The 23,701-nt window shown below is 38.0% G+C and carries 23 protein-coding genes and 1 pseudogene; 11 read left to right on the top strand and 13 right to left on the bottom strand.

Going from position 1 to position 23,701, the window contains the following annotated elements; translation table 11 throughout:
* The first annotated feature begins 111 nt into the window (after window positions 1-111).
* Both Q7657_RS02100 and Q7657_RS02095 read left to right on the top strand, forming a co-directional pair.
* A complete protein-coding gene (locus Q7657_RS02100; RefSeq protein WP_107166096.1) occupies window positions 112-378 on the top strand; it encodes a hypothetical protein in 267 nt (88 codons plus the stop codon).
* 26 nt (window positions 379-404) lie between these two features.
* Complete coding sequence (locus tag Q7657_RS02095; RefSeq protein WP_107166097.1) at window positions 405-785, top strand: hypothetical protein; 381 nt, start codon at window positions 405-407, stop codon at window positions 783-785.
* Window positions 786-866: 81 nt separating this feature from the next.
* Here the strand turns inward: Q7657_RS02095 and Q7657_RS02090 are convergent, their stop codons facing one another.
* The 5 genes from Q7657_RS02090 to Q7657_RS02070 form a co-directional block, all read right to left on the bottom strand.
* A complete protein-coding gene (locus tag Q7657_RS02090) occupies window positions 867-1,070 on the bottom strand; it encodes a hypothetical protein (protein ID WP_107166098.1) in 204 nt (67 codons plus the stop codon).
* A 288-nt stretch (window positions 1,071-1,358) separates the two neighbouring features.
* Window positions 1,359-2,885 carry a DHA2 family efflux MFS transporter permease subunit gene (locus Q7657_RS02085; RefSeq protein ID WP_107166099.1) on the bottom strand — a complete coding sequence of 509 codons (1,527 nt, stop codon included), beginning with the start codon at window positions 2,883-2,885 and terminating at the stop codon, window positions 1,359-1,361.
* On the bottom strand, window positions 2,885-3,934 hold the full coding sequence (locus Q7657_RS02080) for an HlyD family secretion protein (RefSeq protein ID WP_107166100.1): 1,050 nt from the start codon (window positions 3,932-3,934) through the stop codon (window positions 2,885-2,887). The genes Q7657_RS02085 and Q7657_RS02080 overlap by 1 nt, the downstream gene beginning before the upstream one ends.
* An 82-nt stretch (window positions 3,935-4,016) precedes the next feature.
* Window positions 4,017-4,466, bottom strand: a complete 450-nt coding sequence (locus tag Q7657_RS02075; protein ID WP_107166101.1) for an NUDIX domain-containing protein — start codon at window positions 4,464-4,466, stop codon at window positions 4,017-4,019.
* Between the two features lie 317 nt (window positions 4,467-4,783).
* On the bottom strand, window positions 4,784-7,609 hold the full coding sequence (locus tag Q7657_RS02070; protein ID WP_107166102.1) for an FAD-binding and (Fe-S)-binding domain-containing protein: 2,826 nt from the start codon (window positions 7,607-7,609) through the stop codon (window positions 4,784-4,786).
* 130 nt (window positions 7,610-7,739) lie between these two features.
* On the opposite strand from Q7657_RS02070, the gene Q7657_RS02065 reads away from it, so the two are divergent.
* The gene (locus Q7657_RS02065) at window positions 7,740-8,645 is read left to right on the top strand and encodes a LysR family transcriptional regulator (RefSeq protein WP_107166103.1); all 906 of its coding nucleotides are present in this window, start codon (window positions 7,740-7,742) and stop codon (window positions 8,643-8,645) included.
* Window positions 8,646-8,656: 11 nt separating this feature from the next.
* Here the strand turns inward: Q7657_RS02065 and Q7657_RS02060 are convergent, their stop codons facing one another.
* Both Q7657_RS02060 and Q7657_RS02055 read right to left on the bottom strand, forming a co-directional pair.
* Complete coding sequence (locus Q7657_RS02060) at window positions 8,657-9,139, bottom strand: GreA/GreB family elongation factor (protein WP_107166104.1); 483 nt, start codon at window positions 9,137-9,139, stop codon at window positions 8,657-8,659.
* A gap of 141 nt (window positions 9,140-9,280) precedes the next feature.
* Window positions 9,281-9,847 carry an outer membrane beta-barrel protein gene (locus tag Q7657_RS02055; RefSeq protein WP_107166105.1) on the bottom strand — a complete coding sequence of 189 codons (567 nt, stop codon included), beginning with the start codon at window positions 9,845-9,847 and terminating at the stop codon, window positions 9,281-9,283.
* A 342-nt stretch (window positions 9,848-10,189) separates the two neighbouring features.
* Here Q7657_RS02055 and Q7657_RS02050 point away from each other — a divergent pair, with 342 nt between their 5' ends.
* From Q7657_RS02050 to Q7657_RS02025, 6 genes are all read left to right on the top strand, one after another.
* On the top strand, window positions 10,190-10,750 hold the full coding sequence (locus Q7657_RS02050) for a hypothetical protein (RefSeq protein ID WP_258178254.1): 561 nt from the start codon (window positions 10,190-10,192) through the stop codon (window positions 10,748-10,750).
* 973 nt (window positions 10,751-11,723) lie between these two features.
* The gene (locus Q7657_RS02045; RefSeq protein ID WP_107166106.1) at window positions 11,724-12,239 is read left to right on the top strand and encodes an SRPBCC family protein; all 516 of its coding nucleotides are present in this window, start codon (window positions 11,724-11,726) and stop codon (window positions 12,237-12,239) included.
* A gap of 167 nt (window positions 12,240-12,406) precedes the next feature.
* Complete coding sequence (locus Q7657_RS02040) at window positions 12,407-12,940, top strand: GNAT family N-acetyltransferase (RefSeq protein WP_107166107.1); 534 nt, start codon at window positions 12,407-12,409, stop codon at window positions 12,938-12,940.
* A gap of 82 nt (window positions 12,941-13,022) precedes the next feature.
* Window positions 13,023-14,213 (top strand): L-2-hydroxyglutarate dehydrogenase, encoded by a 1,191-nt coding sequence (gene lhgO, locus Q7657_RS02035; RefSeq protein WP_107166108.1) that lies wholly within the window; start codon window positions 13,023-13,025, stop codon window positions 14,211-14,213.
* 53 nt (window positions 14,214-14,266) lie between these two features.
* Window positions 14,267-14,572 (top strand): DUF1289 domain-containing protein, encoded by a 306-nt coding sequence (locus Q7657_RS02030; RefSeq protein WP_107166109.1) that lies wholly within the window; start codon window positions 14,267-14,269, stop codon window positions 14,570-14,572.
* Window positions 14,573-14,602: 30 nt separating this feature from the next.
* Entirely contained in the window at window positions 14,603-15,637 is a 1,035-nt protein-coding gene (locus Q7657_RS02025; RefSeq protein ID WP_107166110.1) for a hypothetical protein, read from the top strand.
* A gap of 54 nt (window positions 15,638-15,691) precedes the next feature.
* On the opposite strand, the gene Q7657_RS02020 is transcribed toward Q7657_RS02025, so the two are convergent.
* Both Q7657_RS02020 and Q7657_RS02015 read right to left on the bottom strand, forming a co-directional pair.
* Complete coding sequence (locus Q7657_RS02020; protein WP_107166111.1) at window positions 15,692-17,455, bottom strand: bifunctional lysophospholipid acyltransferase family protein/GNAT family N-acetyltransferase; 1,764 nt, start codon at window positions 17,453-17,455, stop codon at window positions 15,692-15,694.
* 176 nt (window positions 17,456-17,631) lie between these two features.
* Window positions 17,632-17,967 (bottom strand): hypothetical protein, encoded by a 336-nt coding sequence (locus tag Q7657_RS02015; RefSeq protein WP_107166112.1) that lies wholly within the window; start codon window positions 17,965-17,967, stop codon window positions 17,632-17,634.
* A 504-nt stretch (window positions 17,968-18,471) separates the two neighbouring features.
* Between Q7657_RS02015 and Q7657_RS02010 the strand changes: the two genes are divergently transcribed.
* A complete protein-coding gene (locus Q7657_RS02010) occupies window positions 18,472-18,960 on the top strand; it encodes a CreA family protein (RefSeq protein ID WP_107166113.1) in 489 nt (162 codons plus the stop codon).
* Between the two features lie 76 nt (window positions 18,961-19,036).
* Here the strand turns inward: Q7657_RS02010 and Q7657_RS02005 are convergent, their stop codons facing one another.
* Window positions 19,037-19,315, bottom strand: a complete 279-nt coding sequence (locus tag Q7657_RS02005; protein WP_107166114.1) for a molybdenum cofactor biosynthesis protein — start codon at window positions 19,313-19,315, stop codon at window positions 19,037-19,039.
* A gap of 732 nt (window positions 19,316-20,047) precedes the next feature.
* On the opposite strand from Q7657_RS02005, the pseudogene Q7657_RS02000 reads away from it, so the two are divergent.
* A pseudogene (locus Q7657_RS02000) lies at window positions 20,048-20,158 on the top strand (spermidine/putrescine ABC transporter substrate-binding protein); the annotation flags it as partial.
* A 38-nt stretch (window positions 20,159-20,196) separates the two neighbouring features.
* On the opposite strand, the gene Q7657_RS01995 reads toward Q7657_RS02000, so the two are convergent.
* From Q7657_RS01995 to Q7657_RS01985, 3 genes are read right to left on the bottom strand one after another with little or no spacing between them, the layout of a single operon-like run.
* Window positions 20,197-21,033, bottom strand: coding sequence for a hypothetical protein (locus Q7657_RS01995; protein ID WP_107166115.1), 837 nt, complete (start codon window positions 21,031-21,033; stop codon window positions 20,197-20,199).
* 60 nt (window positions 21,034-21,093) lie between these two features.
* The gene (locus Q7657_RS01990; protein WP_498827232.1) at window positions 21,094-21,453 is read right to left on the bottom strand and encodes a hypothetical protein; all 360 of its coding nucleotides are present in this window, start codon (window positions 21,451-21,453) and stop codon (window positions 21,094-21,096) included.
* Window positions 21,446-23,596 carry a hypothetical protein gene (locus Q7657_RS01985; protein WP_498827230.1) on the bottom strand — a complete coding sequence of 717 codons (2,151 nt, stop codon included), beginning with the start codon at window positions 23,594-23,596 and terminating at the stop codon, window positions 21,446-21,448. Before Q7657_RS01985 ends, Q7657_RS01990 begins: the two co-directional genes overlap by 8 nt.
* Between the last annotated feature and the right edge of the window lie 105 nt (window positions 23,597-23,701).

The raw sequence follows: 23,701 nt of genomic DNA, 5'->3' as shown, positions 1-23,701 counted from the left end.
CCTACCTCGATATATTCACCAATCTCATGATTTTAAAATTTAGGGTTTACAAAATTATATAGGATGGTATTCTTTAAATTATACAGTACAACATACCTTAAAGAGAGATATATGACTTCGTGGATGAAAAGAGTGATCACATGTAGTGACTTTAACGGCGGTCGCTTTGAAGTAACTGTGGTATTTCCACCTGAATTTCAGGAGTACGTGGAGATAGAAACAGCCGCTATTCATTCCCAATACATCTCTTTAGAAAGCTTTAAAAAAGATGTACTACCGATCATTTGTAATAACGAGGGACGCTTAGTTAACAGTGCTTATATTGATAGCCAAAATAATAAAACAAGCTACTTAAACGGTACTGTTAATACCTATTAATTCACATTCAACGTGTTGGTGACGAAATGAATAAAAAATACTTAGCTTTAGTTGGATTGCTTTTCACTTTTTCTGGTAATACTCACGCTGATAGTTTCAATGACCGACGCCAAGAAATACGTCAAGATCATCGCCAAGATAACCGTGTTGAGCGTCGTGTTGATAATCGTATGGATCGTCGTTGGGACAAGCGATATTGGGGCAAACCAGCGTTTTATCGTGCTAATGCGCAATGGTATCGTTGGAAACACCCTCTGGCGTCAGCAGTAGCTTTTAGTATTTTCGTCAATGAATTAGGCACACTACAAAACGAAAAAGGACAGGATGTGATTGTGGTGGGTAATGGCGGAAAAGTAAAAGAAACCTACGTAAGTAAAGATAATCAAGTCATCATCGTGACTTACTAACACCTAAAAATATTAAGAGGCAGCGCCCATGTCTGCCTCTTTATTTTTTAAGCGAAGAATAAAACGAAACATAGCTCAACCTTAATCAATAATTGAAAAATGCCCAATTTGTTGATTCTTGCTATCAGTGATGATGCCTTTCTCTGTTGCTTCACAATAAGTGAAATTCAAATCCAAGCTATCCACCTTGCCATTAATTAATACATGTCGACGCAGCACATCGCCATTTAATTGATGGATCGGTGCATTCCAAGACACATCGTTGACATTAAAATTAATAATCATAAATTACCTCTGTATAAATAACGTAATATAAAGACACTGACAATAACGATATAAATATCTTGCCGTGTTAATTGCAAATGAATTTTTGATGAAGAGCAGCGAAGGTAGTTGAAAGTATTTTCTAAATAAATTATTAAACAACAATGTTCAATAACCTTTTTAATCATTACATTTATCAACAAGCTTGTAAAGTCTTGCTATATTTACGCTTAACTTATTGAAGTTAAAAAAATAAAAAAGCAGGTAACCGATTACCTGCTTTTTATTTTTAGATAACTACAACATTTATCAGTGTAAATTCACTTTAGCACCTGCACCTGGTACACCTTTTTTCAATTTGAATAATGTGAGCAAAGGCAGCAACACAATATAAGATACAAAAATAAAGCCAAAGGTATAAGTAAAGGCTAACAATGTTGATTGTTGATGCAATAACTGACCGATTTGCGCCATAAAGTGAGGATCGGTCACTGTGGTATGCTGCATCATCGCCTGTTGCTGCAACTCTGGATTCATCAAGGTAATATCAGAGCCTAACGCATGCCATTCACGTTGCTCAGTTCGGGTGAAGTAAGTATTTACAATCGAAATACCAAACGAGCCACCAATAGTACGGCATAAGTTAAAGACCACGGCACCACCAACGGTATTTTCAGGGCTTAAGGTGCGATACGCCATTTGACTTAATGGTGCAAACACTAAGCCCATTCCTAAGCCTTGTACAATCGATGGCATCAATACCCAATAATGGTCAATATTCATCGAATATTGCATCATCAAGTAAGTACCAATGATGTTAAAGCCTAAGCCAACAGCCACCAGCATCCGTGGATCGAGCCTATCCATATAGCGAGCAATCACTAACAGCACAATTGCTGAGGTTAAGCCCCGTGGTGCCATCACAAAACCCGTTGTCTCAACAGGATATCGCAGTAATTGCTCTAGCATCATTGGCTGAAGCTGAGTAATACCAAACATACCCATTGAGAAACCCGCCATCATTAAGCATGATACCGCTAAGTTTCTATCTTTAAGGAGCCACATCGGTGCGATATCCCCTTTGGTGATCCAAGATCGCGCAATAAAGAATATCCACGCAATAACACTGATCACTGCAGAGAATAAGATCAAGTTAGATTCAAACCAGCCTTCTTCGTTACCTCGGTCTAGCACCATTTGCAGTAAACCAATACCGATAGTCATACCTATCACTAACGGCCAATCGATTTTACTCTCACCACGTCCATCTAGTTTTACAAATAGATACAATAGCGATAAACAAATCATACCAATCGGCAAGTTAACGTAGAAAATCCAACGCCAATCCATGTTTTCAGTGATGATACCGCCCACTGTTGGACCTAAGATCGGGCCTAGCAGGACACCAACACTGAACAATGCCATGGCCTTACCTCGCTCTTCTGGTGGGTAAATCTGCACCATGATCGATTGAGATAATGGAATAACAGAAGCACCAAAAGCGCCCTGCATAATACGAAACACAACCATTTCTGCGAGGCTATCAGCTTGACCACATAATGCAGACGTTATAACGAAACCTGCGACAGAAACTAACAGTAATTTACGAATGCCAAATTTCAGCGATAAGTAGCTAGCTAGCGGAATAAAAATCGCTTCCGCCATGGAATATGAGGTTAGGACCCATGTCACTTGCTCAGAGGTCACCCCCAATGCGCCCATCATATGAGGAAGGGCAACATTGGCAATAGTCATATCCAGCAGCACCATAATGGCTGATAACATGACGGCACAGGTGATCAATAAGCGATTAGTGGGGGTCATATTCCCAGTCATTACTTGATCTCTGCTAGCGTATCAACAGTAACAGTGGCGCTAGCACCAACACGAAGTAAAGGCTTACCTTTTAAATCATCAAATTGAATACGAACAGGGAAACGTTGTGGCACTTTTACCCAGTTACCTGTCGCATTTTCTGGTGGTAATAGTGAGAAAGAAGAACCACTTGCAGGTGACAGTGCTGATACATAACCTTGGTATGTTACATCAGGATACATATCTAACACGATGCTCGCTTTCATACCCTTTTTCAGCGTACCAATAGATTTCTCTTTGTAGTTAGCCTGTAACCATGCGGTATTGTCTTCAATTAACGGCATCATCGCTAAGCCAGGAGAAACAATACTACCAGGGCGAACGCTCACCTTACCCAAGCTGCCATCATGTGGCGCGTAGATATTTGTGTAAGACAAATTCAAGGTTGCTTGGCTTAAAGCTGCTGCTGCCTGTTTAACTTGAGGCGCTTCATTGCCCTTCGCACCTTGTTGGTTAATTAGCTGGCTCATTTTAGCACGTGCCGCTTCTAATCCTGTTTGTGCCGATGCTAATTTTGCTTTCGCATCATCACCTTGTTGTTGTGGCAACAACTTGCGATTGACTAAATCCATCACGCGACGGTAACTTTTCTGTACATCCACTAAGTTTGCATCAGCAGAGCGTACATTGGCACTGGCCGCTAAAATTGCATCATCGGTGGCTTTATTTTGTTGTGTCGCCACTTCATAAGCTGCTTTTGCTTTTTCTAATTCAATTTCAAATGGTGCAGGATCTATCGAGACTAATAAATCACCTTCGGCTACATGCTGGTAATCATGAACATTTACTGTCTCCACTTTACCGCTGACCTGTGGTGCAACGTATAAAACATTAGCATGTACATAGGCGTCATCGGTGGTGGGATAGAGCTTTTGATGACGAATATAGAAATATCCAGCCGTACCTAATATCGCCACGATCAGTGCGAAAACAAAAAGGTTGCGGAACAGATGGGAATTTTTTTCGGATGCCTGAGTTTGTTCAGACGGCGATGTATCAGTCGTTGCCATTAAAAATATCCTATTTAGCTACATATTCGCTAAATTGAGTCTAGATTATAAATATATGTTTCAGTAACTTAATTAACAAAAGTTAAAGGTCAGTTCCCCAAAACGCAGGCTCTGCCGACGTTATATTTAATTGCGCATCGATTAACCAATTTCGCAATGCGACCGGATACAAATTAGCTGCAAGTAATTCTTCCTGAGTAACCCAGAAATAATCAATATGAGATTCTTGGCTTTCTATCACATCAATATTTTCGGATTTATCCGTGTTTACGGATAATAAAAACAATAAACAAAGTTCTGTATTAATGCCTTTATTATCAGTCCAACCGTTTTCTACAGCCCCTAACAAACGCTCCACTTTTACACTAAGGTTGGCTTCTTCTTGTAGCTCTCTCACTACCGTAATACTGGCCGATTCCCCTGGTTCAATATGCCCTCCAGGTAGAAAGGTTTTAATATCACCTTTCACTCGTGTCAGTAATATCGCATTATCGCGAATGATCAGCCCTCTTACCGTCGAGTGTAAGCGCATTATTAATCCTTATCTGCAAAGTGGTCGTACTTTTTGTATATAGCGCATTCAGTTATAACTAAAAATTTAATATAACCATTAAAGCATGAATGATTTATCGTTATAGATTATAGAAATATATTCACTAACCTTGTGTTGCATACTTAAATAAAGAGAAGAGATATTAATGATATACGAAAAATGGACATTTTATCTGATTTTATAAACCACGATAAATGAAAAGTAATATACCGATTTGGTAATAATGAAGGGAAACAACTCTGAATGGGTAAAATAAAAGATGCGAGCACAAGTAATGTACTCGCATTGCTCAATGATTAGTGGCTAACTTTATCAACCAGATACAAAATAGAACGATATTCAATCCCACTGTGCTCGGAAAGCCCTAGCTCACAAGTACGGCTATTTGAATAACCTTCGGTACAGCCTGCTGGCACTTGGCGTTTTAACGGTGCTAATGCGCTGGCGTTCAATTCAGGCTTGGTAAAGCCTTTATCACCAGCAAAACCACAACAGGTAATATCATCAGGAATAATCACTGTATTGGCGCAGGCTTTAGTCACTTTTTCCATCACAGCGGCAAGACCTTTACGACGTGATGTACACGTAATATGCAACATAACAGGCTCGTTTTGTGGTGTGATCGTCAGCTTAGGCAATACAAAATTAGCAACGAATTCAAATGGCTCGTAAATTTTAATCTCATTTCGCAGCGTTTCTTTACCCGTGCTAGCACATGGGCTGGTATCCATTAATACTGGATAAGTCCCTTGATTTGAGGCTTGCCATAACGCTTTCTCTAGTTGTTGCGCCTTTTGAGCTGCAATATCAGGAAAACCTTTACTGGTGTACGGCATACCACAACATTGTTTATTCAAATCTTGTGGAATAATGACGTCATAACCGGCTTTTTCCAACAAAGAGATCGTCACATCCATCAAGGGTCTTGGATCTTGAGCTTTCGCTTCTGTTCCCATAGTTCGAGCTGAACAGCTTGGGAAATAAACAATTTTCTCGCGACCAACGGTTTTAATCGTGAGTATTTCAGCCGATTTCGCAGCCGTTGGCATATGCGGCGTCCAAAGCGGAATACGATGACCCGATACATCATAAGCCGCTTTAGTGAGCTTACGCATATTATTGCTACCCAATAGCTTATGCATACCACTTGCCACCGCTAAGCCAGTTTTTGCTACAGCAGTAACCGAGTCAAAATGCTCTGCCGTCCAGTTTGCAATTTGTTGCGCTTTATCGGTGTGATTTTGGCGCAGCTTACGCACTAAGTCACCGGTGTTAATACCGACAGGACAACGATCGGCACACAAGCCCGTTGCAGCACAAGTATCAATGCCGTAATAGCGGTAAGTTTTCTCCATTTGTGCTAAGCGTGACGGATCTTCATTGGACTCACGTAGGCGGGAGATCTCACGAAACACAGTATTACGCTGACGTGGCGTTAGCGATAAATTACGCGACGGGCAAACCGGCTCACAAAAACCACATTCAACACATTTATCTATCAGCTCATCAGCCGCTGGCATGCCTTTGAGGTTTTTGATGTGTGATTGTTTATCTTCATTAATAATCACACCTGGGTTTAAAATGCCACGCTTATCAAAAATGCGTTTGATGTTTTGCATCAATTGATAACCGTCAGCGCCCCACTCTAACTCAATAAACGGTGCCATATTACGGCCTGTACCATGCTCTGCTTTTAAAGAACCTTGATAATCCACAGCCACTAATTGCGCGACAGCATCCATAAAATCACTATAACGGCTAATTTCAGCTTGGGTATCAAAAGACTGAGTAAACACGAAGTGCAAGTTACCCGCTAAAGCGTGACCAAAAATAATCGCTTCATGGTAATCAAATTGAGTAAACAACCCTTGCAGTTCGCGTACTGCTGGCGCAAGTTGTTCAATGGGAAATGCCACATCTTCAATAATCACGGTTGTACCAGTATCACGCACCGCACCTACTGCAGGGAAAAGCTCTTTACGAATACCCCATAACTGTTCGCAGATTTTGGTATCACGGCTAAAATCTACCTGTGCGATAGGATCAAAATCATTAATGATGTTTAACAGCTGATCGATTTGTTGTTGCAGCGCTTGATCATTCTCAGCATGGATTTCAATGAGTAATGCCGCCGCTTCGGTATCACCTTTCTCACCAAGCTCTGCAATAAAGCGTGGCATGCCCGGTTTATCCGCAACCGAGGCAAGAGAGCGGCTATCCATTAACTCAACCGCTGCCACCGAGGTTTTACTTAACTCACTCACAGCAAGGCAAGTTTTCTCAATATCAGCAAAAACAAACAATCCTGAAGCTTTGTGGGCATGATTAACCACAGTGTTATAAGTAACATCTGCGATAAAGCCGAGTGTGCCTTCAGAGCCAATAAACAGATGCTGAAGCACGTCAATCGGATCATCAAAATCCACTAGCGAGTTAAGGCTATAACCCGTGGTATTTTTTAATCGGTATTTATGGCGAATTTTCTCAGCTAATGCTTCATCTTGCTGACATTGCGTCACCAAGGTCATTAGCTCATCAATCATCTCAGCATGGCTTAGCTTAAAAGCTGCAACGCTTTCTGGATCAAGTGTATTTAATACCGTGCCGTCAGCTAATACCACTGTCATACCCGCAATTGTGCGATAGCTGTTTTCTGAAGTACCACAGCACATACCAGAAGCATTGTTTGCAACAATACCGCCAATCTTACAGGTATTAATCGAGCCTGGATCGGGGCCAATTTTGCGTCCAAATAGCGCTAAGTAAGTGTTCGCTTCTGCACCAATGATCCCCGGTTGTAACCAGATCTGATCGCCATTATTTAAAATCTTATAATCACGCCAATTACGCGTCAGGGTGATCAACACAGAATCTGACTGCGCTTGACCAGAAAGACTGGTACCAGCGGCTCTGAAAGTCACTGGTATTTGACGTTCATAACAGGTTTTAACCGCGAAAATGACTTCTTGAAGGCTATCTAACTGCAAGACAATTTGGGGAACTAAACGGTAAAAACTTGCATCAGTGCCATACGCTAACGCGAGCGTAGGATCGGTAATAATTCGTTGCTTATCTATTTGTTGTTCTAACTGAGCAATCAGATCAAGGTAGGGCTGTTGCATCTTGGCTCCAGAGTGAATCGATATAATAACGTTATTTTTTATAGGTATATTCTACGTTGCTAGGTATAGTTGATATATATCGCCTAATTCACATGTTTGTTGAAAAAAGTTTACCAATAGCCATCAAATAATGAAAACGACAAATAATCTGCTGCTGTTTTATCACCTTATCGATAAAGGATCTTTCAGCAAAGCCGCTGAGCATATTGGCCTAACAAAGTCTGTTGTAAGTAAACGTATCACAGCCTTAGAACAAGCGTTAGGCGTACAGCTCATTTATCGGACTACACGCAAACTGACATTGACTGAAGCTGGTGACGTTTTTTATCACCATGCGAGAGAAGTCTACAATGCGGTACAAAACGCAAAAGATGCAATGAGTGGTTTAGGCGAAAGTTTAACCGGCAAAATTCGTATCACAGTGCCGACGATTTCCGGTGAATTAATACTACCTGAAGCGATTGCGGCATTTAGTCAACAATACCCTGATATTCATATCGAAATGGATTTAGATAACCGCTTTGTGGATTTAGTCCAAGAAGGGTTTGATATTGCAATCCGGACTGGTGCAATGCATGATTCCAGCTTTATTGCTCGGCAATTTGTTCAGGCTCGTTGGGTGATCTGTGGCTCCCCCTCTTATCTCGAAAGCCATGGTATACCAACACAACCTAGCGATTTAACGAAGCACAATTGTCTCGGTTATAGCTTTCAAGAAACAGGGGCAAATGAATGGCTAATTGAAGATAAACAGGGGATCCACACAGTTAAGGTAAAAGGGAATTTCACTACCAATAATGCTTCTGCTTTGCGTGGTGCAGCAATCCATGGCCAAGGTTTGGTGTACGTTCCTAAAATTTTAGTGGCAGAGGATCTACATAATGGCAGCTTAATCGAAGTGCTCGATAACTATGTGGCAAAATCGCTGGGAATTTATGCGGTATATCCGTATACCAAACAACAACCGATGAAAGTGAAACTCTTTATTGAACACTTATATCAGTATTATCAAAAATATCGCGATAAGTTTAAGTAGTCGCTTTGCATTTAATGGATAGCGAGCACTTCATACCAGGTTACGCTATTGCCGATATGTACATCGACTTCTTCACCGATTTCACGACCAATTAGTGCATCACCAAAAGGAGAAGTCGGTGTCACTATCGTGACAGATTTACCTTCAAGTGTTAATACTACCCCACCAGCCGTTGGGCCAAGAAAAACCCAACGCATGTTATCTTCTTCATCAACCAAGGTAACAATATGCCCAAGCAATACCGAATCAAAGTTTTGCGGTAAGCTAGCTTGTAATTTCTGATACGCCACTAAATCAGCTTTACATTCTTCAACACGCTGCGCTTGACCATGGGCTAAATACGATGCTTCTAAAGCCAAAGTATCATATTGATTTTCTGCAACATTCTCATCATCTGTGGCGGTATTATATGCTCGCATTGCAGCTTCTGTTGCCGCTTGTAATGTCTGTGTTAACTTCTCTTGGATGCCATCCAATAACATCTGCTTATTCATGTAGTTGTGCCTATTGTCTGCGATCAGCGGCAGTATAACCTAGGCGATTATTTATTCCTAAATACTACGTGAACACTTCAAATACAACAGCGCCCCGCATAATGCAGGGCGCTGATAACCTAGCCAATATTTATTCTATTTTTAGAACTTGTAATCAAGTGTCCACATAATCTGCTCTGTGCCTTTTAAGCGAGTGTCAGCAGCTTTGTAATTTTGATCCAGATAGCGATAAGTCAGATCCGTTGAAATATTATCAGTTAGCTGAACCATGGCACCCACTTGCCCACCCCAAACGAAATCCGTTGAGCTTTTCTTACCGCCTTCTTTATGCGTTACTTTATTGTGAGCAGCACCCATTGAGGCACCCGCAAAAAGATTCACGTTAGCGCCAACAGGGACTAAGTAATCATAAGATGCTAAATACAAATCTTGCTTATGCTTTGCTTTTACACCGCTCACTTCAGCATCAGAATAATTAAACTTGTCTTTTTTATAACCGTAAGTCGCCATCAAACGATGCGTATCATCAACAATAATACCACCACGAATTTGGTAACTCGCATCTTCACTATGCATTTTATGAGAGCCTTTAAAGTTATCCAGTTGATAACCCACACCACCACCCATAAATGTTTCAACATTGGTTGCCATCGCTGGTGCTGACACGATACCGGCTAAAACGAGTGTAGATAAAAGAGACTTTTTCATAATTTTATTCCTAACTTATTGTTATAAATGAAAGCAATCAATCAAAGGGGATGATGAATTGACCTTCAAAATGCCTGTGTTTTTTCGTTAGCAACAAAACTAAAGCATCTCTCCTGTATGAAAACTTAACAAATAAAACACTATTTTATTACCTAAATACAACCTGAATGAATCAAGCTATAATGCAATATAAATCCGTGTTATCTGTAACTAAATGTGTCAATGTCATAATATTTACCATTGATAAATAAACTAATAATGACTAAAGCTAACTAAATTAAGTACGATACCCTTAATAAGAAAGCAGCTCACTTTAATAAACAAATGGATTTGTAGACAGGCATGATACTGAAACATCTTAATACCCCGTTATATCGCCCTTTCATCGCGGTCATATTACTGCTCAGCGCAACCTCAACTCAGGCCCTGACACAAACTCATCTACTCAATCACGCCGATACCTATGGCAATATCTCATTAAGAAACAGTGGCAACATCACCTTACCGAATCCACTGGTTGTAGCGGGAAGTTTAGATCTAGAAAACAGCCGAATCGCACAGTTACCTCAACAATTGACCGTCGATGGTAATCTTAATCTTGCTTATAGTGACATCGAATACTTACCACTGGTGTTTAAAGTGGGAGGCTACGTTAATCTCGCCCATTCAAAAATTAAAGAGCTCAATTTTGGTATGCAAGTGTTTGGGGATCTAAGCCTGATGGGAACAGCAATCACTAAACTCCCTGACAACTTATATGTAAAAGGAAACTTGTACCTTAATAATACCAAGATCACTAAACTTCCTAATAAGTTAATGGTTGATGGTAATGTTTATATCCGAGGCACAGCGATCCGTACTATTCCTGATGATGCGCTAATAAAAGGCCATGTCTTTAATTAAAGATATTTTATCTATAACAATAAAAAGCAAACGATTGCCAAACGAGCCATACAGAATAAAATAATAGATATAAAGAAATTGAGAATAAAAGAAAGCCAGAAATATCTAATCTATTTCTGGCTACTGACACTTAATTAGTATTTCAACAATAACACTATTAAGATTTTGCACATTTAACTAGAGGATTGTTAAATGTATCAGGCTTTCTCAATCACCTAAAAGAAAGCCTAGTGCTTAATGATGATTAAGCTTTTTCTGTTTTAGTAGTTTGATTTTTATAGTAAAACCACTGTCTACGGTTACGTGTTTTCATTTAAAACCTCTCACTTTTCCTAATGAGCAAGGTTGATATCACTAAAATTTAATACCGTTCTTACTCTTTACTTATCTGTTCTACTTAAACAATTTGATATGACACATCAGTGACAGAACAATTGTTGTTTTGTGAACATCTTTTTCTTATTAATATCTTTTAGGCAGTAAACGTGATGAAAAGTTCACTCAAGATAATTAAAACGATTTTTATAGATATGAGTCCGATAGGAAGTATTGAAATGCAATATGGTTATTCAGAGATAAGCCAATTTTCTAACTTTAAATTGTCGAACGATTTATATCAATGAAGTCAATATATGTATCTTTCGCACCTTTGACAACCATTTAAATACATTTTTTTTGTGATTTAACTCTTCATTTTCTTACATAATCACACACTTGCTATTAACAGTGATTTTAACCTATTGCTTAATAGGTATATTTTCACTTATCAATCCATTTTTTGTCGTCAAACTATCACTGCATACTTACTTCGTTTTCTTATCTATATCCTACCCGTCTTACCATTAATACATGTATCAATATATTCCATCAGCACAGCGCAACCCTGCTGGGTATTCCTTTTAACGTTATACATTGACTTTCAAACTTTGTTTGTTAATGATATGTTAAATAGATTAATGCAATGGAGACGCCAATGACGATTCATACCGTTACATTAGAAGTAACCGCCAACGTTCCCAAAAAAGTGCTCTTTGCATTACTTTCTGATCACGCCAAATTAGGGCGTTTCTTCAACGCAGAATACAGTTTAATTCGTTGTGGTAAACCCGAAGAAAACGGTATAGGTGCCATACGAGAAGTCATACATGGACCTTTTACTTACCAAGAACAAATCATTGATTATAAAGAAAATGAACATATCCATTACCAAATAATTCAAGGTGCGCCAGTTGATGAACATGGAGGATGGATAAAATTTACCAGTATTAACGCCACACAAAGTCAAATTCACTACCACATCACCTTCTCGCCCAAAATCAAAGGCACTGGTTGGTTGATAAAATACCAAATCCAGCACTTCTTAAAACAAGCATTGAACAATTTAATCCAACATAGTGAAGATGTTTGGCAATCCACCCCTACTGTTACCCCGTATAATCATACTGGTCACCAAGATGACGCTATTGCCTCTAAAACACGCATCAAGTGATCCCGTTTATTAAAAGCTGATCATCACAACAGTTTTGATTTTAATTATTCGATCCCGGTGTTTTATTGAACAATCTTTGATCAAATCGAGGTTAACAATTGGCTAATCGGTTTTAATGGATATGACCTATATTGCATTAATTATCATGTTAAGAGGCCTTCGAGATCATGCACAAATCACAACCGCTATTAACCACTGATAGACTCATTCTTCGTCCCCTACAGCTTTCAGATGCCAAGAAAATTCAACAGTTAGCGGGAAATGAAGATATTGCCAACGGTACCATTAGTGTTCCTCACCCTTATTCTGACGGTATGGCTGGAAAATGGATTGGAAAACACCTCGCAGGTTGGCTTACTCAACGCTCCGCTATTTTCGCTATTACACTAAAATCGGATCATCAATTGATCGGCTGTGCTGGTATTGAAAACATCCAAGGTAACAGCGGTCAACTCGGTTACTGGATTGGTGTTCCATATTGGGGAAATGGTTATTGCACCGAGGCTGTAGAACGTATTAAAGAGTTTGGCTTTAAAAAAATGCACCTCGATCACATTTATGGCAGACATGCGAAAAATAGCCAACGACCAGCTAATGTCATGCTAAAAATCGGTATGCAAAGTGTCGATAAGCTCTCTATTCCAAGCATAGACAACACCAATGATGACATGTCGCTATACGAAATCATGAAATCGGCATAATTCTATGTAGCTAACAGCACCCAATGATCAATGCGATTAACATAGTCACAATACTCAGCATAAAAATGGTAAAGGACTAACGGTGTTAGATTGTGACTTTTTAGTTATTGGCGCAGGGATCATTGGGCTCAGTACTGCATGGGAATTACAGCAACGCTTTGCAGATAAAACGGTTTGGGTGATCGAAAAAGAAGCTCATGAGGCTTTTCATCAAACAGGTCATAATAGTGGTGTGATCCATGCGGGGATCTACTACCCACCCGGGAGTTTGAAAAGTGAATTTTGTATTCAAGGCAATCAAGCCATTAAAGCCTTTTGTCACCAATATGATATTGCGTTCGAACAATGTGGAAAACTAGTTGTAGCCACCACGTCTCAAGAGCAGATCGGGCTAGATAATCTCGCAAAGCGAGCGCAACAACTCAGCATTGATATTCGCGTATTAAATCAACATGAACTACAAGACAAAGAGCCCAACATTAATGGGCTAAGTGCTATCTGGGTACCCGATTCTGCAATTGTTAACTATCGTCTGATTTGCCAAAAACTCGTCCAACTTATCGAGAATAATCACGGTAAAGTTATTTTTAATCAGCCTATCACCTCGATTAAAGAAGAGAGTGGCAAAGTCATTGTTAATAGCTCAAACCACACTTTTGTTGCTCATCAGTTGATTGCTTGTGCCGGGCTCCAATCTGATCGCATTGTTACGATGTTAGGCAATAAGCCTTCGTTTGCGATCGTGCCTTTTCGTGGTGATTATTATCAATTACCAGCCGCTCATAATAATAACGTTAATCATCTTATCTACCCCGTCCCCGATCCTGAACTGCCATTTTTAGGCATTCATTTAACTAAGATGATTGATGGCAGCATTACAGTCGGGCCTAACGCTGTACTTAGCTTTGCTCGTGAACGTTACACAAGCCCTCAATTTAGTTTAAAAGACAGTTTAGATTTACTCTGCTTTAAAGGGCTTTATCCTCTATTGCATAAACACTTTTCATCTGCTTTAACTGAATTTAAGCAAGCCTACTGGAAGCCAGCATATCTTGCTAAAGTGCAACAATATTATCCTCAATTACAGCTTAAAGACTTATATTCTTACCCTTGTGGTATCCGTGCTCAAGCCGTTGATAAAAATGGTAAATTAATTGATGATTTTATGTTTTACCAAACACCTTTAAGTTTAGTGGTGTGCAATGCACCATCACCTGCTGCCACCTCCTGTTTTCCCATCGCTAAGCATATCGTCGATAAGCTAACGTTATGAGACATTGTTGTTTTTGATATACTCAAAACAGAATTCAAACTAGGAAGAACACCGTGAAAACTCCCTGTGTGGCAAAGTGCAAAAATAATGATGGTATTTGTAGTGGCTGCTTAAGAACTATGAAAGAAGTCGTGGAATGGCAAGCATTAGATGATCAAACCCGTGAAGCCATTATGCAAGAAATAAAAGGTCAACCGACCACACATCAATGCCCACAATGCGGCAACCCCGCTTCTTGCGATATCAGCGCAGGGAAAACCACCTGTTGGTGCTTTGAATTAGATAAACGCGATACCAGCGATTGCCCATCCGGTGCATGTTTATGTCGTGAATGCTTATCAAAACAACCTCTTGCTTGATAACAAAAACACTTTCACAAGGATGGTTAAATGACACTCAAGCTCAATAAACGCAAAGCACAGATTATTGATGAGATGATCACCCATTGGGAGCAAGAAGCACTCGTCAATCCAGAGCAAGGCGAAACATTACGTAACAGTTATCACGTCGCCAGCTTTGATTGGAAACTCCTTGCAGTGTATTCGTTCTGGATAGCTATCGCCTGCTTTGTGCTCTCGGTTTTACTGTTAGTTGCAGACGACTACCTAATGTCGTTACTCGCTAAATTAATCAATACCCCAGCCAGTGTACTAACAATGATAACTGCACTGTTATCTGTCGGTTTATACTATCTCGGAGTTAAAAGACGGCTCAAATATCCGCAAAAAACAGTCAGTAATGAAGCCATTTTCTTTTTTGGTGTCTTACTCACTGCGGTATCCGTAGGCTTTTTCAGTAAAACAGATATTGCAGAGCACTGGCGCGAAAGTCTTTTCATTGCCATTCCCACCGTGATCTATTTGATCTTAGGGATCAGACTTAAATCGGTGTTGATCTGGCTATTTGGCTTATTAAGCGCAGGGATCTACTTACTCTCAGAAACCGCTTATTTAAGCGATAACCACTATCAATTCTTAGGGATGAATATACCGCTGCAATTTGCTTGCTTTGGTCTAATAATCATAGGTATTAGTTTATTTTTCCCTAAGCTAACGCTATTAAAATCACTTGCTGAAGCAACACGCTTTACAGGACTGTTGTATTTCTTTACTTCACTGTGGCTGCTTACCATCTTTGGTAATTATCATAGTCTGCACGAATGGTCTCAAATAAAACAAATTGAGCTATGGTCATGGACAGCGCTTGCTTTGATCTGCTGTACTGCAGCGATTGTGGTGGGTATAAAAAACAACGATGTACTAGCTCGCTCATTTGGTATTACCTATACACTTATCGTGTTATATACCGAGTATATCGAATACTTTTGGGGTGAAATTCATAAAGCACTATTTTTCGCCATTCTGGCGTTGAGTTTTTGGGTGATAGGAACAAAAGCTGAAAAGTTATGGCAACTTGGTAAGTAAGAGCAAAAAACTAACGAGGCATAAATGAATACAACTATGCCTCGTTTTTTAATGTTAACAGTGCTGATGACTGGCTAAATACTGCTGGGTTTGTGCCGATCCCATATACTTCGCTAAATTCTTTGCGGGTACTTGACGTAAATCCACCACAATCAAACCATCTAACGCATCGTTAAAAGCAGGATCGACATTAAAGCAGAGTAACTTACCATTGAGCCCTAAATATTGCCTCAATAGAACAGGAACACCTTTTTTCTCATCATCAAGTCGGCTCACCACTTTTGACAACAATTGAATATCAGCCAGTGCTGCTAACGTATCTGGATGATGGTAACAAGACTCACTTTTTGATAACGGGTAGCTGGGCTTTACTAAATCTGCGTTTTGTTGATCATAATGATGTACTTCTAAACTGGCAGCTAATAGCTGACGAGCTTCTAAGCTGTAGTCATTACTGATACTGACAGGGCCAAACAAATGCGTATATTGCGGATTAAGAGCAACGAACTGACAAATCCCTTTCCACAATAACATTAACGCACTCAAACTACGCTGATATGGCTTCGCTACCACTGAACGCCCTAGTTCAAGTGAATGCCCTAATTGCTCGACCAAGGCATTGTCATAATGAAAAAGTGTTCTTGAATACAAACCATCCACACCATGTGTTTGCATGATCTTATCAACAGCACCTAAGCGATAAGCACCAACGACTTGCTGCTGCTCCTTATCCCACACCAATAAATGGTAATAAAAATCATCAAACCGATCTAAATCTAGCGCTTTCCCAGTTCCTTCTCCAACAGCACGAAAGCTTTCTTCCCGAATACGTCCGATCTCTTTAAGTAAATGCGGTGCATCTGCAGCAGTTGTGCAGTACACATCAAAACGAGTATTTTCAATCAGCTTTTGATTTTCCGGTAAATGAGCAATTTCAGTAGTCAGTAATGCCGTTGCAATTGGAGGATGAACGGGCGTGACTGCATCAGAAATATGCTCAATCGATTTAACTTTAGGCATCATTACCGAGCCTAATAAATAAGTATTTAAGCGAAGGTAATTAACCAATAGCCTATCATCATTAATATTCTTCACTTCTGAATATTGAATTGGCTCACCGATAGCAAGGCCGATAGTTTGTTTTCGTTTATTCAACATTTCTCGCCCAAGCATTATTGTTCGCAATAATGGATGGATTTTTCCTGCCAAATAAAACTGACGGCTGTTTTCACCTTTAATATAAATGGGTACAACAGAAGCATGATGACGACGAATAAAGCGACTGACTGAACGGTTCCAGTTTTTATCTACCAAACGCTTTTTTTGATCTTTGGTAGATACTTCACCTGCCGGAAATACCAGTAATAATCCACCATCAAAAAGGTGTTGATGCGCCTCTCTGACTGCTTTGGCATTGGCTTTCACTGTATTGTGGTTATCAAATACATCGACACCAATAAATAATGAATCGAGTTCAGGTACCGTTTTGAGATATTGATTCGCCATGATTTTTATATCAGAACGAATAGACAATAAGAGCTCAGCAAGAATAATCCCTTCAACCCCACCAAGCGGATGATTAGCCACTATCAACGTTGGCCCATGCTGAGGAATATTGTGTAATGAACCACGCTGAACTTGATAATCAATACCTAACGACTCTAAGGTATAACGTATAAATGTTGTGCAATCAGCACCTAGTGGACGTTGTAGGTAATAATGATTTAATTGCTTTAGCCCTGTTGCCCATTCAGCAACATTTTCAGCAATACCAAGTGGCGTTTTACGTGGTAGTAAAAAAGGTGTCTTCGCACTCATACTTTCACCAAACATTACATAATTTGGTATCAGTATAAAAATCGTAAATGACGGAGGGGTTTCAGAATCGCTCGGTTTTTATGACAAAAAGTAAAGCCACTGGTAAACAGTGGCTTTAGTGTGATAAATCGTTCATATACTGCTATCTGTAACAAAATGGGTATAAATAGTTTATGTTAGCGTACAGCTTGCATTTCAAGATTATAAAGACGGATCTCATGCAGAACGCGTTCTGTCAGGATCTCATTCATGGTATCTCTTACCGATGCTTGCATTTCCGAAATAGCAGGAAATACATTTTCATTCATTTCCTCTAAGCACTCCTTAGATACCCTCATTTTCAAATCAAATTCAAACGATGCTAATGCTAAAAACTTTTCCATGCGCTCGATCACGACATCAATCATGTATTGATCAGCACCCAAATCCAGTAGTTCTTGCTCTACAATTGTCTCTAAAGGTGTACGTTCTTTCGGCTGTTCTTTTACTGGAAAAGTAAGAATATTCGACATAATATCCTCCCATAGACAGTAATTGTGAAGTCCCTAACAAATTTCCTTGTAACATTACCGTTACATTTATCCTATGTGTATTTGATCGTTATGAAAAGAACATTTTTGAAAAAACGGTATAAATATAACACTTCTTAAAAATCTACCCTCATCAATAAACTTAAAAAAACACTAATAAACAATAAGATAACAATATGAATTAAGACTAAACTTTTTCTGCTGTTTTTTCGTATTACCTATATCTTGGTTTAAGTTAATGATTATTTTTCAAACAATGATTGCCTTTATAATTTGTTCATAGTTTGGAGCCTTGTAGCGCCACTTTTCCGAGTTACTCAAGCCGTATCTCGGTTTTTTTTATCTATTTTATCCAACCAGCTTCAAATCTTGCCTAAATATCAAACACTTTAATGAAAATGATGCATTTTTAACGTATAAACATAAGTATTCAATCTGTCGTTTAAAACATCAATCATTTACGACGAAGACAGCCAGGAGTAAATAATGAAAAAAGCCATGCTATTAGCAGGACTGATCGCATCAACAGCGTTAGTCAGCGGTTGCTCAGATAATGAAGTTGGTGATGTATCTCTTGGAGTTTTCACCACCAAAGATATTAAATTAAATACTTTAGTGGACCCGTTAGTACCGGGGGTAACTTGCCATATTGCTAGTATTGAGGCCGATTTAAGTCTTGCAGATCCTTCCGATTCATCTATCTCATGCCGCCAAACAGGTGAAATTACCCCTGAGATGATCGCAAGAATTGATAAATCTAAATCCGGTGAAGTGGTATTTAAGAAATCGAAAAGTATCTTCTTTAAAACAATGAAGATCCGTCGTATTTACGATCCTGAATCTGAAACATTGATGTATTTGTCATACTCAACAAAAGAAACATCAGGTAGTTATAAACATAGCTTATCTACTGTGCCACTTTGGGGAACTAAAGCTTACGTAGCTAAGGATATCGCCACTCCAGCAGCACAATAAAACAAAGAGCATCCGCAACATATCTATTTTGTTGCGGATTTTTTTATTCCTATTATGATCTGAGCAAAAGAAAAACTTAAAATTTATTAAAGCGCCCTTTGATCATGATAGAGCCTAACAGCGCCATCACTACACCACTTAGCAATACCACAAAATTCTTATGTCGCTCGGCAGCCATCACTTTTTCAGCATAATTAGTATTTGAGAAATCAGTGCTACTCGCATGAATATAAGACCCCATTTCAAGCAATACATGCTCTTGTCCAACCATGCCACTTAATGAAATGCTTGCCCATACCAATGAAACAATACCAATTGAAATTGAAATAAAACCCCAGCTTTGTTTAACGTCCATATCCGAGCCTGTTGATGAAAACCTATAAAAACATAGTTTTTTATTAAATAACGGAGAAATACACTTTGTGGTGTATAGAATATTAAGAGAGAGCTCTCTTTGGTTGCATAGAATATTATAATAATGCGCTAAAAACAAATGAGTACAGCTAATGCTAATATTGCTCATATTTAAACCGATTATATTTATACAAGCCTTTCCCCTACTCCAATTAAATAGACAACCTATTGTTTTAATTTGAATTTTTTATTTTCAGTTTTTAATGGAATTTCAATTTTGAAAAAATTAATTAATCCATTCAGAATATCAATGATTAATATTTTTGATTTCGTGATCGAACACAACATTTATTTACAGAAAACTGACATTGATATTCAACAAATAAAATAAATCTGTATATATAAATAGTGTTTTTATATACAGTTACATTATATTCTTCAATTACAAAATCAGTAGCATATTTAATTTATATCTATTGAATACAACTAAACTCCCCTATTACAACATTAACAATATATTGTACATACAGAGCAACAACACTATATGCAATCGGGGCATATACTGTTCACAGGAACAATTCTAGTTCTAATCCAAGGACGCCAATGATTATCAGTACAATTAATAAAAAAGGCTGAGCTTTATGCACTCAGTCTTTCGTTACAATTCAGCACTAAATATTCACAGCTAGTAATAAAACAAGTTAAATCATTTTTACCAAAAGCAGTACAAAACAATCCAATGATCTTCCCAACAGATGAGGAAGTAAATAAAGGAGAGTTTACTAATGATGTTGGTGATGCTGTTAATATTTACCCAAAATACTGGCAATTGCTGAAGAGCTAATAAAAGAAAGGGCAATAACAGTGTTATTGCCCTTTTTACTATAGATTCCAGATGACTTGCGCACCTAATGTAGCATTCGTTGTTTTAGCTTCCGGTAATGATACTTCACGAGTGACACCATCACTGCCAAAAAAATGCTTACCGCCATCTTCATCACGCTGATCGAAATGATAAGCGGCATAAAGTCCTAAATGAACGCCAGTTAATACTTCAAATGATACATTACCACTTAGCGAGTAACGATAACCCGATGGAGAAAACTTAACACCATCGTAATTGGTGTTTTTTGCTTCACTCCATACAGGGTATCCCACTAATGCTTTTAAGCTATAACGCCAAGGCACATTCGCTACTGCTGCACTTTCATAAGCAATACCGACATCAAAGAATAAATCAGTGGTATTCTCTTCCACCACGCCATCAATCGCTTCAACACGAGGATCTAACGCTTCAAAGCTATAACGCTTATATGTCTGGTATGAAAATGAAGGACCTGCTAAAAAACGAAACTCTGGTGTATATTTATAGTGAAGCTGTACGTTAGTTGATGCACGCGTGTATTCAAATTTATTTTTTTGAAGTGCGACTCCTGATAAATTCCAATTTTCCTCACTCGCATCAGGAGAAAATGTTGCCAGTGCATCTATCGAAAAATCAAATCTATCGTTGATAACATAAACCCCCCCCGTGTTTATAACCATACTACTTACATCAACAGATGATTTGATATTATCAAATGATTCTTCATAAGTAATATTTTCCATTCCTGCCGTAAAATAAGAATATCCATCAAAATCATTCTTAATTTCAGATGCACTTACATTACCAAAAGATAAAAACAAACCTAATGGTATTAAATTCCTTTTAATATTCATAATAATTTCCAGATAACGGCCTTATTAAATAAGGCCGTTTAATATTAACGTATGAAGTATTTATAATGCACTGGTGAAATTATAGATATCAGTACCATCAACTACTGGAAGTACATCAAATCCATCATCAATTAATACAGTTGCATTCTGATTATCAATAACCTTTATATCATCCAACATTATACTGGCATAAGGATTATAATTAGATATGTTTGTATCTAATACTACATCGTATTTAACATCACTATTGTAATAACGTGTGATATTTATTGGAGAAATATCATCACTAGTAATCGTAATATCAATTTTTACCTTATCATCATCAGTTTCAGACAAATTAATTGTGAATTTAGCAATTTTATTTTTTAAATCCAAATACTCACTAGAATCATAATCATAATCATAATCATAATCATTCATTATTATAGAAATGTAGCACTGAATTCAAATACCAATAATCCATTACGCCACGATCATTGATTCTAAAATAAAAAACATTACTTAGTTTTGTTGTAAATTCAATAGTATGATCTAGATAATTTGAACTTTTAATAAAATCAATATTAAATTGACCATTAAATACTTTTAATACGCTATTATTGTTCTCTAATAAAGATGAAGTATATTTCTCTTTTGATAAGATAACGCCACTTTCAGGTCTTACTTTCCACTCGAAAGTACGGTCAGCATCATCTGGTTGTTCATGTTCTAAACTGACACCATCGACGCCTTTAACATCTTTGGAAATAGTAACTTTATAATCAGTTCCAAACTTTAGAGGCTCCCTTTTTGTTTCAGGATCTCCACTTGTATCATATAGCAAATGAGCAATACGGTTTAGCCACACAACCATAGTACTAACTGTATTCTCATCACTATCAGTTACACTTAAGCCTTCAGATACGCTTTCTTTGTCCATCCATTTATTAAACTTAATCGTACTAGAGTAGATATCTTCTATCGATGAAACGAACTCTGTAATTCTTGGGTAACCGCCAGAATTACTAGGTTCAATAGGGCGAAGTACTTCCATATCTAAAATAGTTAAACTATCACCGCTAACAGATGCCGTTTCATTAATGGTTAAATATTCCGATTCTTCTTTACCTTCATTAAGTTTAGCAACATCAACTTTTCCTGAAATCATTGTTGATGATGACTGATCTAACCCTGTGAAATAAATATAATCACCAGATAATTTCCATGTTTCTATATCATATCTTTCATCAGTCCACTCACCATCTAATAGCGCTATTTTTTTACCATTGGTTAAATGTGTAGCACCAATAATATCTCTCTGACCATATGCTTCATGTTTTTGTTCTTCAATGAAGTACACATATCCTTTTGCGACTTGCATTTCTTGATTATAGTTCCACCAACTATCCTCTGGTATTTTTACGCTTTCAATCACATCAGGAGAATATGGCAGAATTCGTTGAAGTTTTGCATACTCACTCCAGTCACCTTCATCATCACTCTCATTAGAGCTATATACACCATAAATATAACCATCATCACCTAAAATAATATTTTTCAGCCATCCAGAGTCAAATTTATATGCATTAATTTCACGGTTAGATCTTCCACCAGGTGATTCTTTACTTGGCTGGGAAAATCCAACACTATCATTGTTATAATTTGGTGTATAAATAACAGTTTGATAATCATCTACGGTATACCAACCATTGGACCAACTATCTGAATTGAGAGTGATAGAGCCCAATTTTTCTGCATTTAAGTCTGGAATCATTATTAATTTATCTGAACGATAAACTAATGAATTACCATTAGTAACAAGAAAACTACTTATTGTTTTATTATCAATCGAAATAGGTTTAGAAACACCATCAGGAGTCACTTTAACCAATACTTGATCTATTGAATAATCATAGTTTATATATTTATAATTATCATCACCTAATACTTCAAAGCTTCTGGATAAAAAATAAACATTACCGGCTTGGTCAATTTGCAATGGCTTTAATCGTCCATCATTAACCTCTCCCCAATATCCCGAAGGGGTTTCAGCAATTACGTTTTCAATTAAACAACTCCAATCACTCGTTTTTGTATCAATTTTAAATATAGAGCAGTTGGTATTTGTTAAAAGATCATAATTACTATTGTTATAATCATAAAGGTCAATTCCAGCTAAAGCATATAAGTATTTACCATCAGGGCTGCTTACAGTGTAATCAAACTTCGCTGTACCAGGAAGATTAACCAGTGGAGCCATATCGCCTTGATCATTTACAGCAAATAAATTTGTTTTAGCAGCATTATCATCACTAAAAGCAGAATAAGAGTTAAAAGAAATAGCTTTACTTGATAATGAGCTTGTATCAGGAATTTCAGCTAATTCAGATGTAGTTACAACACTGACGACGCCCGTTAGATTAAACTTGATATCATCTTTCGTATAACTACCGCTAACAGATTCACTAACATCTGGCACTTCAACATTATTTTTTGCTTCATCATCTCCCCCACCTCCGCCACATGCGGAAAGTCCTAACATCATGCATATTGAGAGCAGTGTTTTTTTATGCTGCATATTCACATTATCATCCTTAAATAGCCACTGAATTTAATTACAACTCTAAGCAATTTGCGAATATACATAAGATAACAGACAAAAAAATGCTTCTAAATTTCCATTTAGAAG

It is taken from the genome of Candidatus Photobacterium acropomis (genome assembly GCF_030685555.1).
Taxonomy (GTDB): Bacteria; Pseudomonadota; Gammaproteobacteria; order Enterobacterales; family Vibrionaceae; genus Photobacterium; species Photobacterium lucens.
This window is presented reverse-complemented; position numbering and strand designations above follow the sequence as displayed.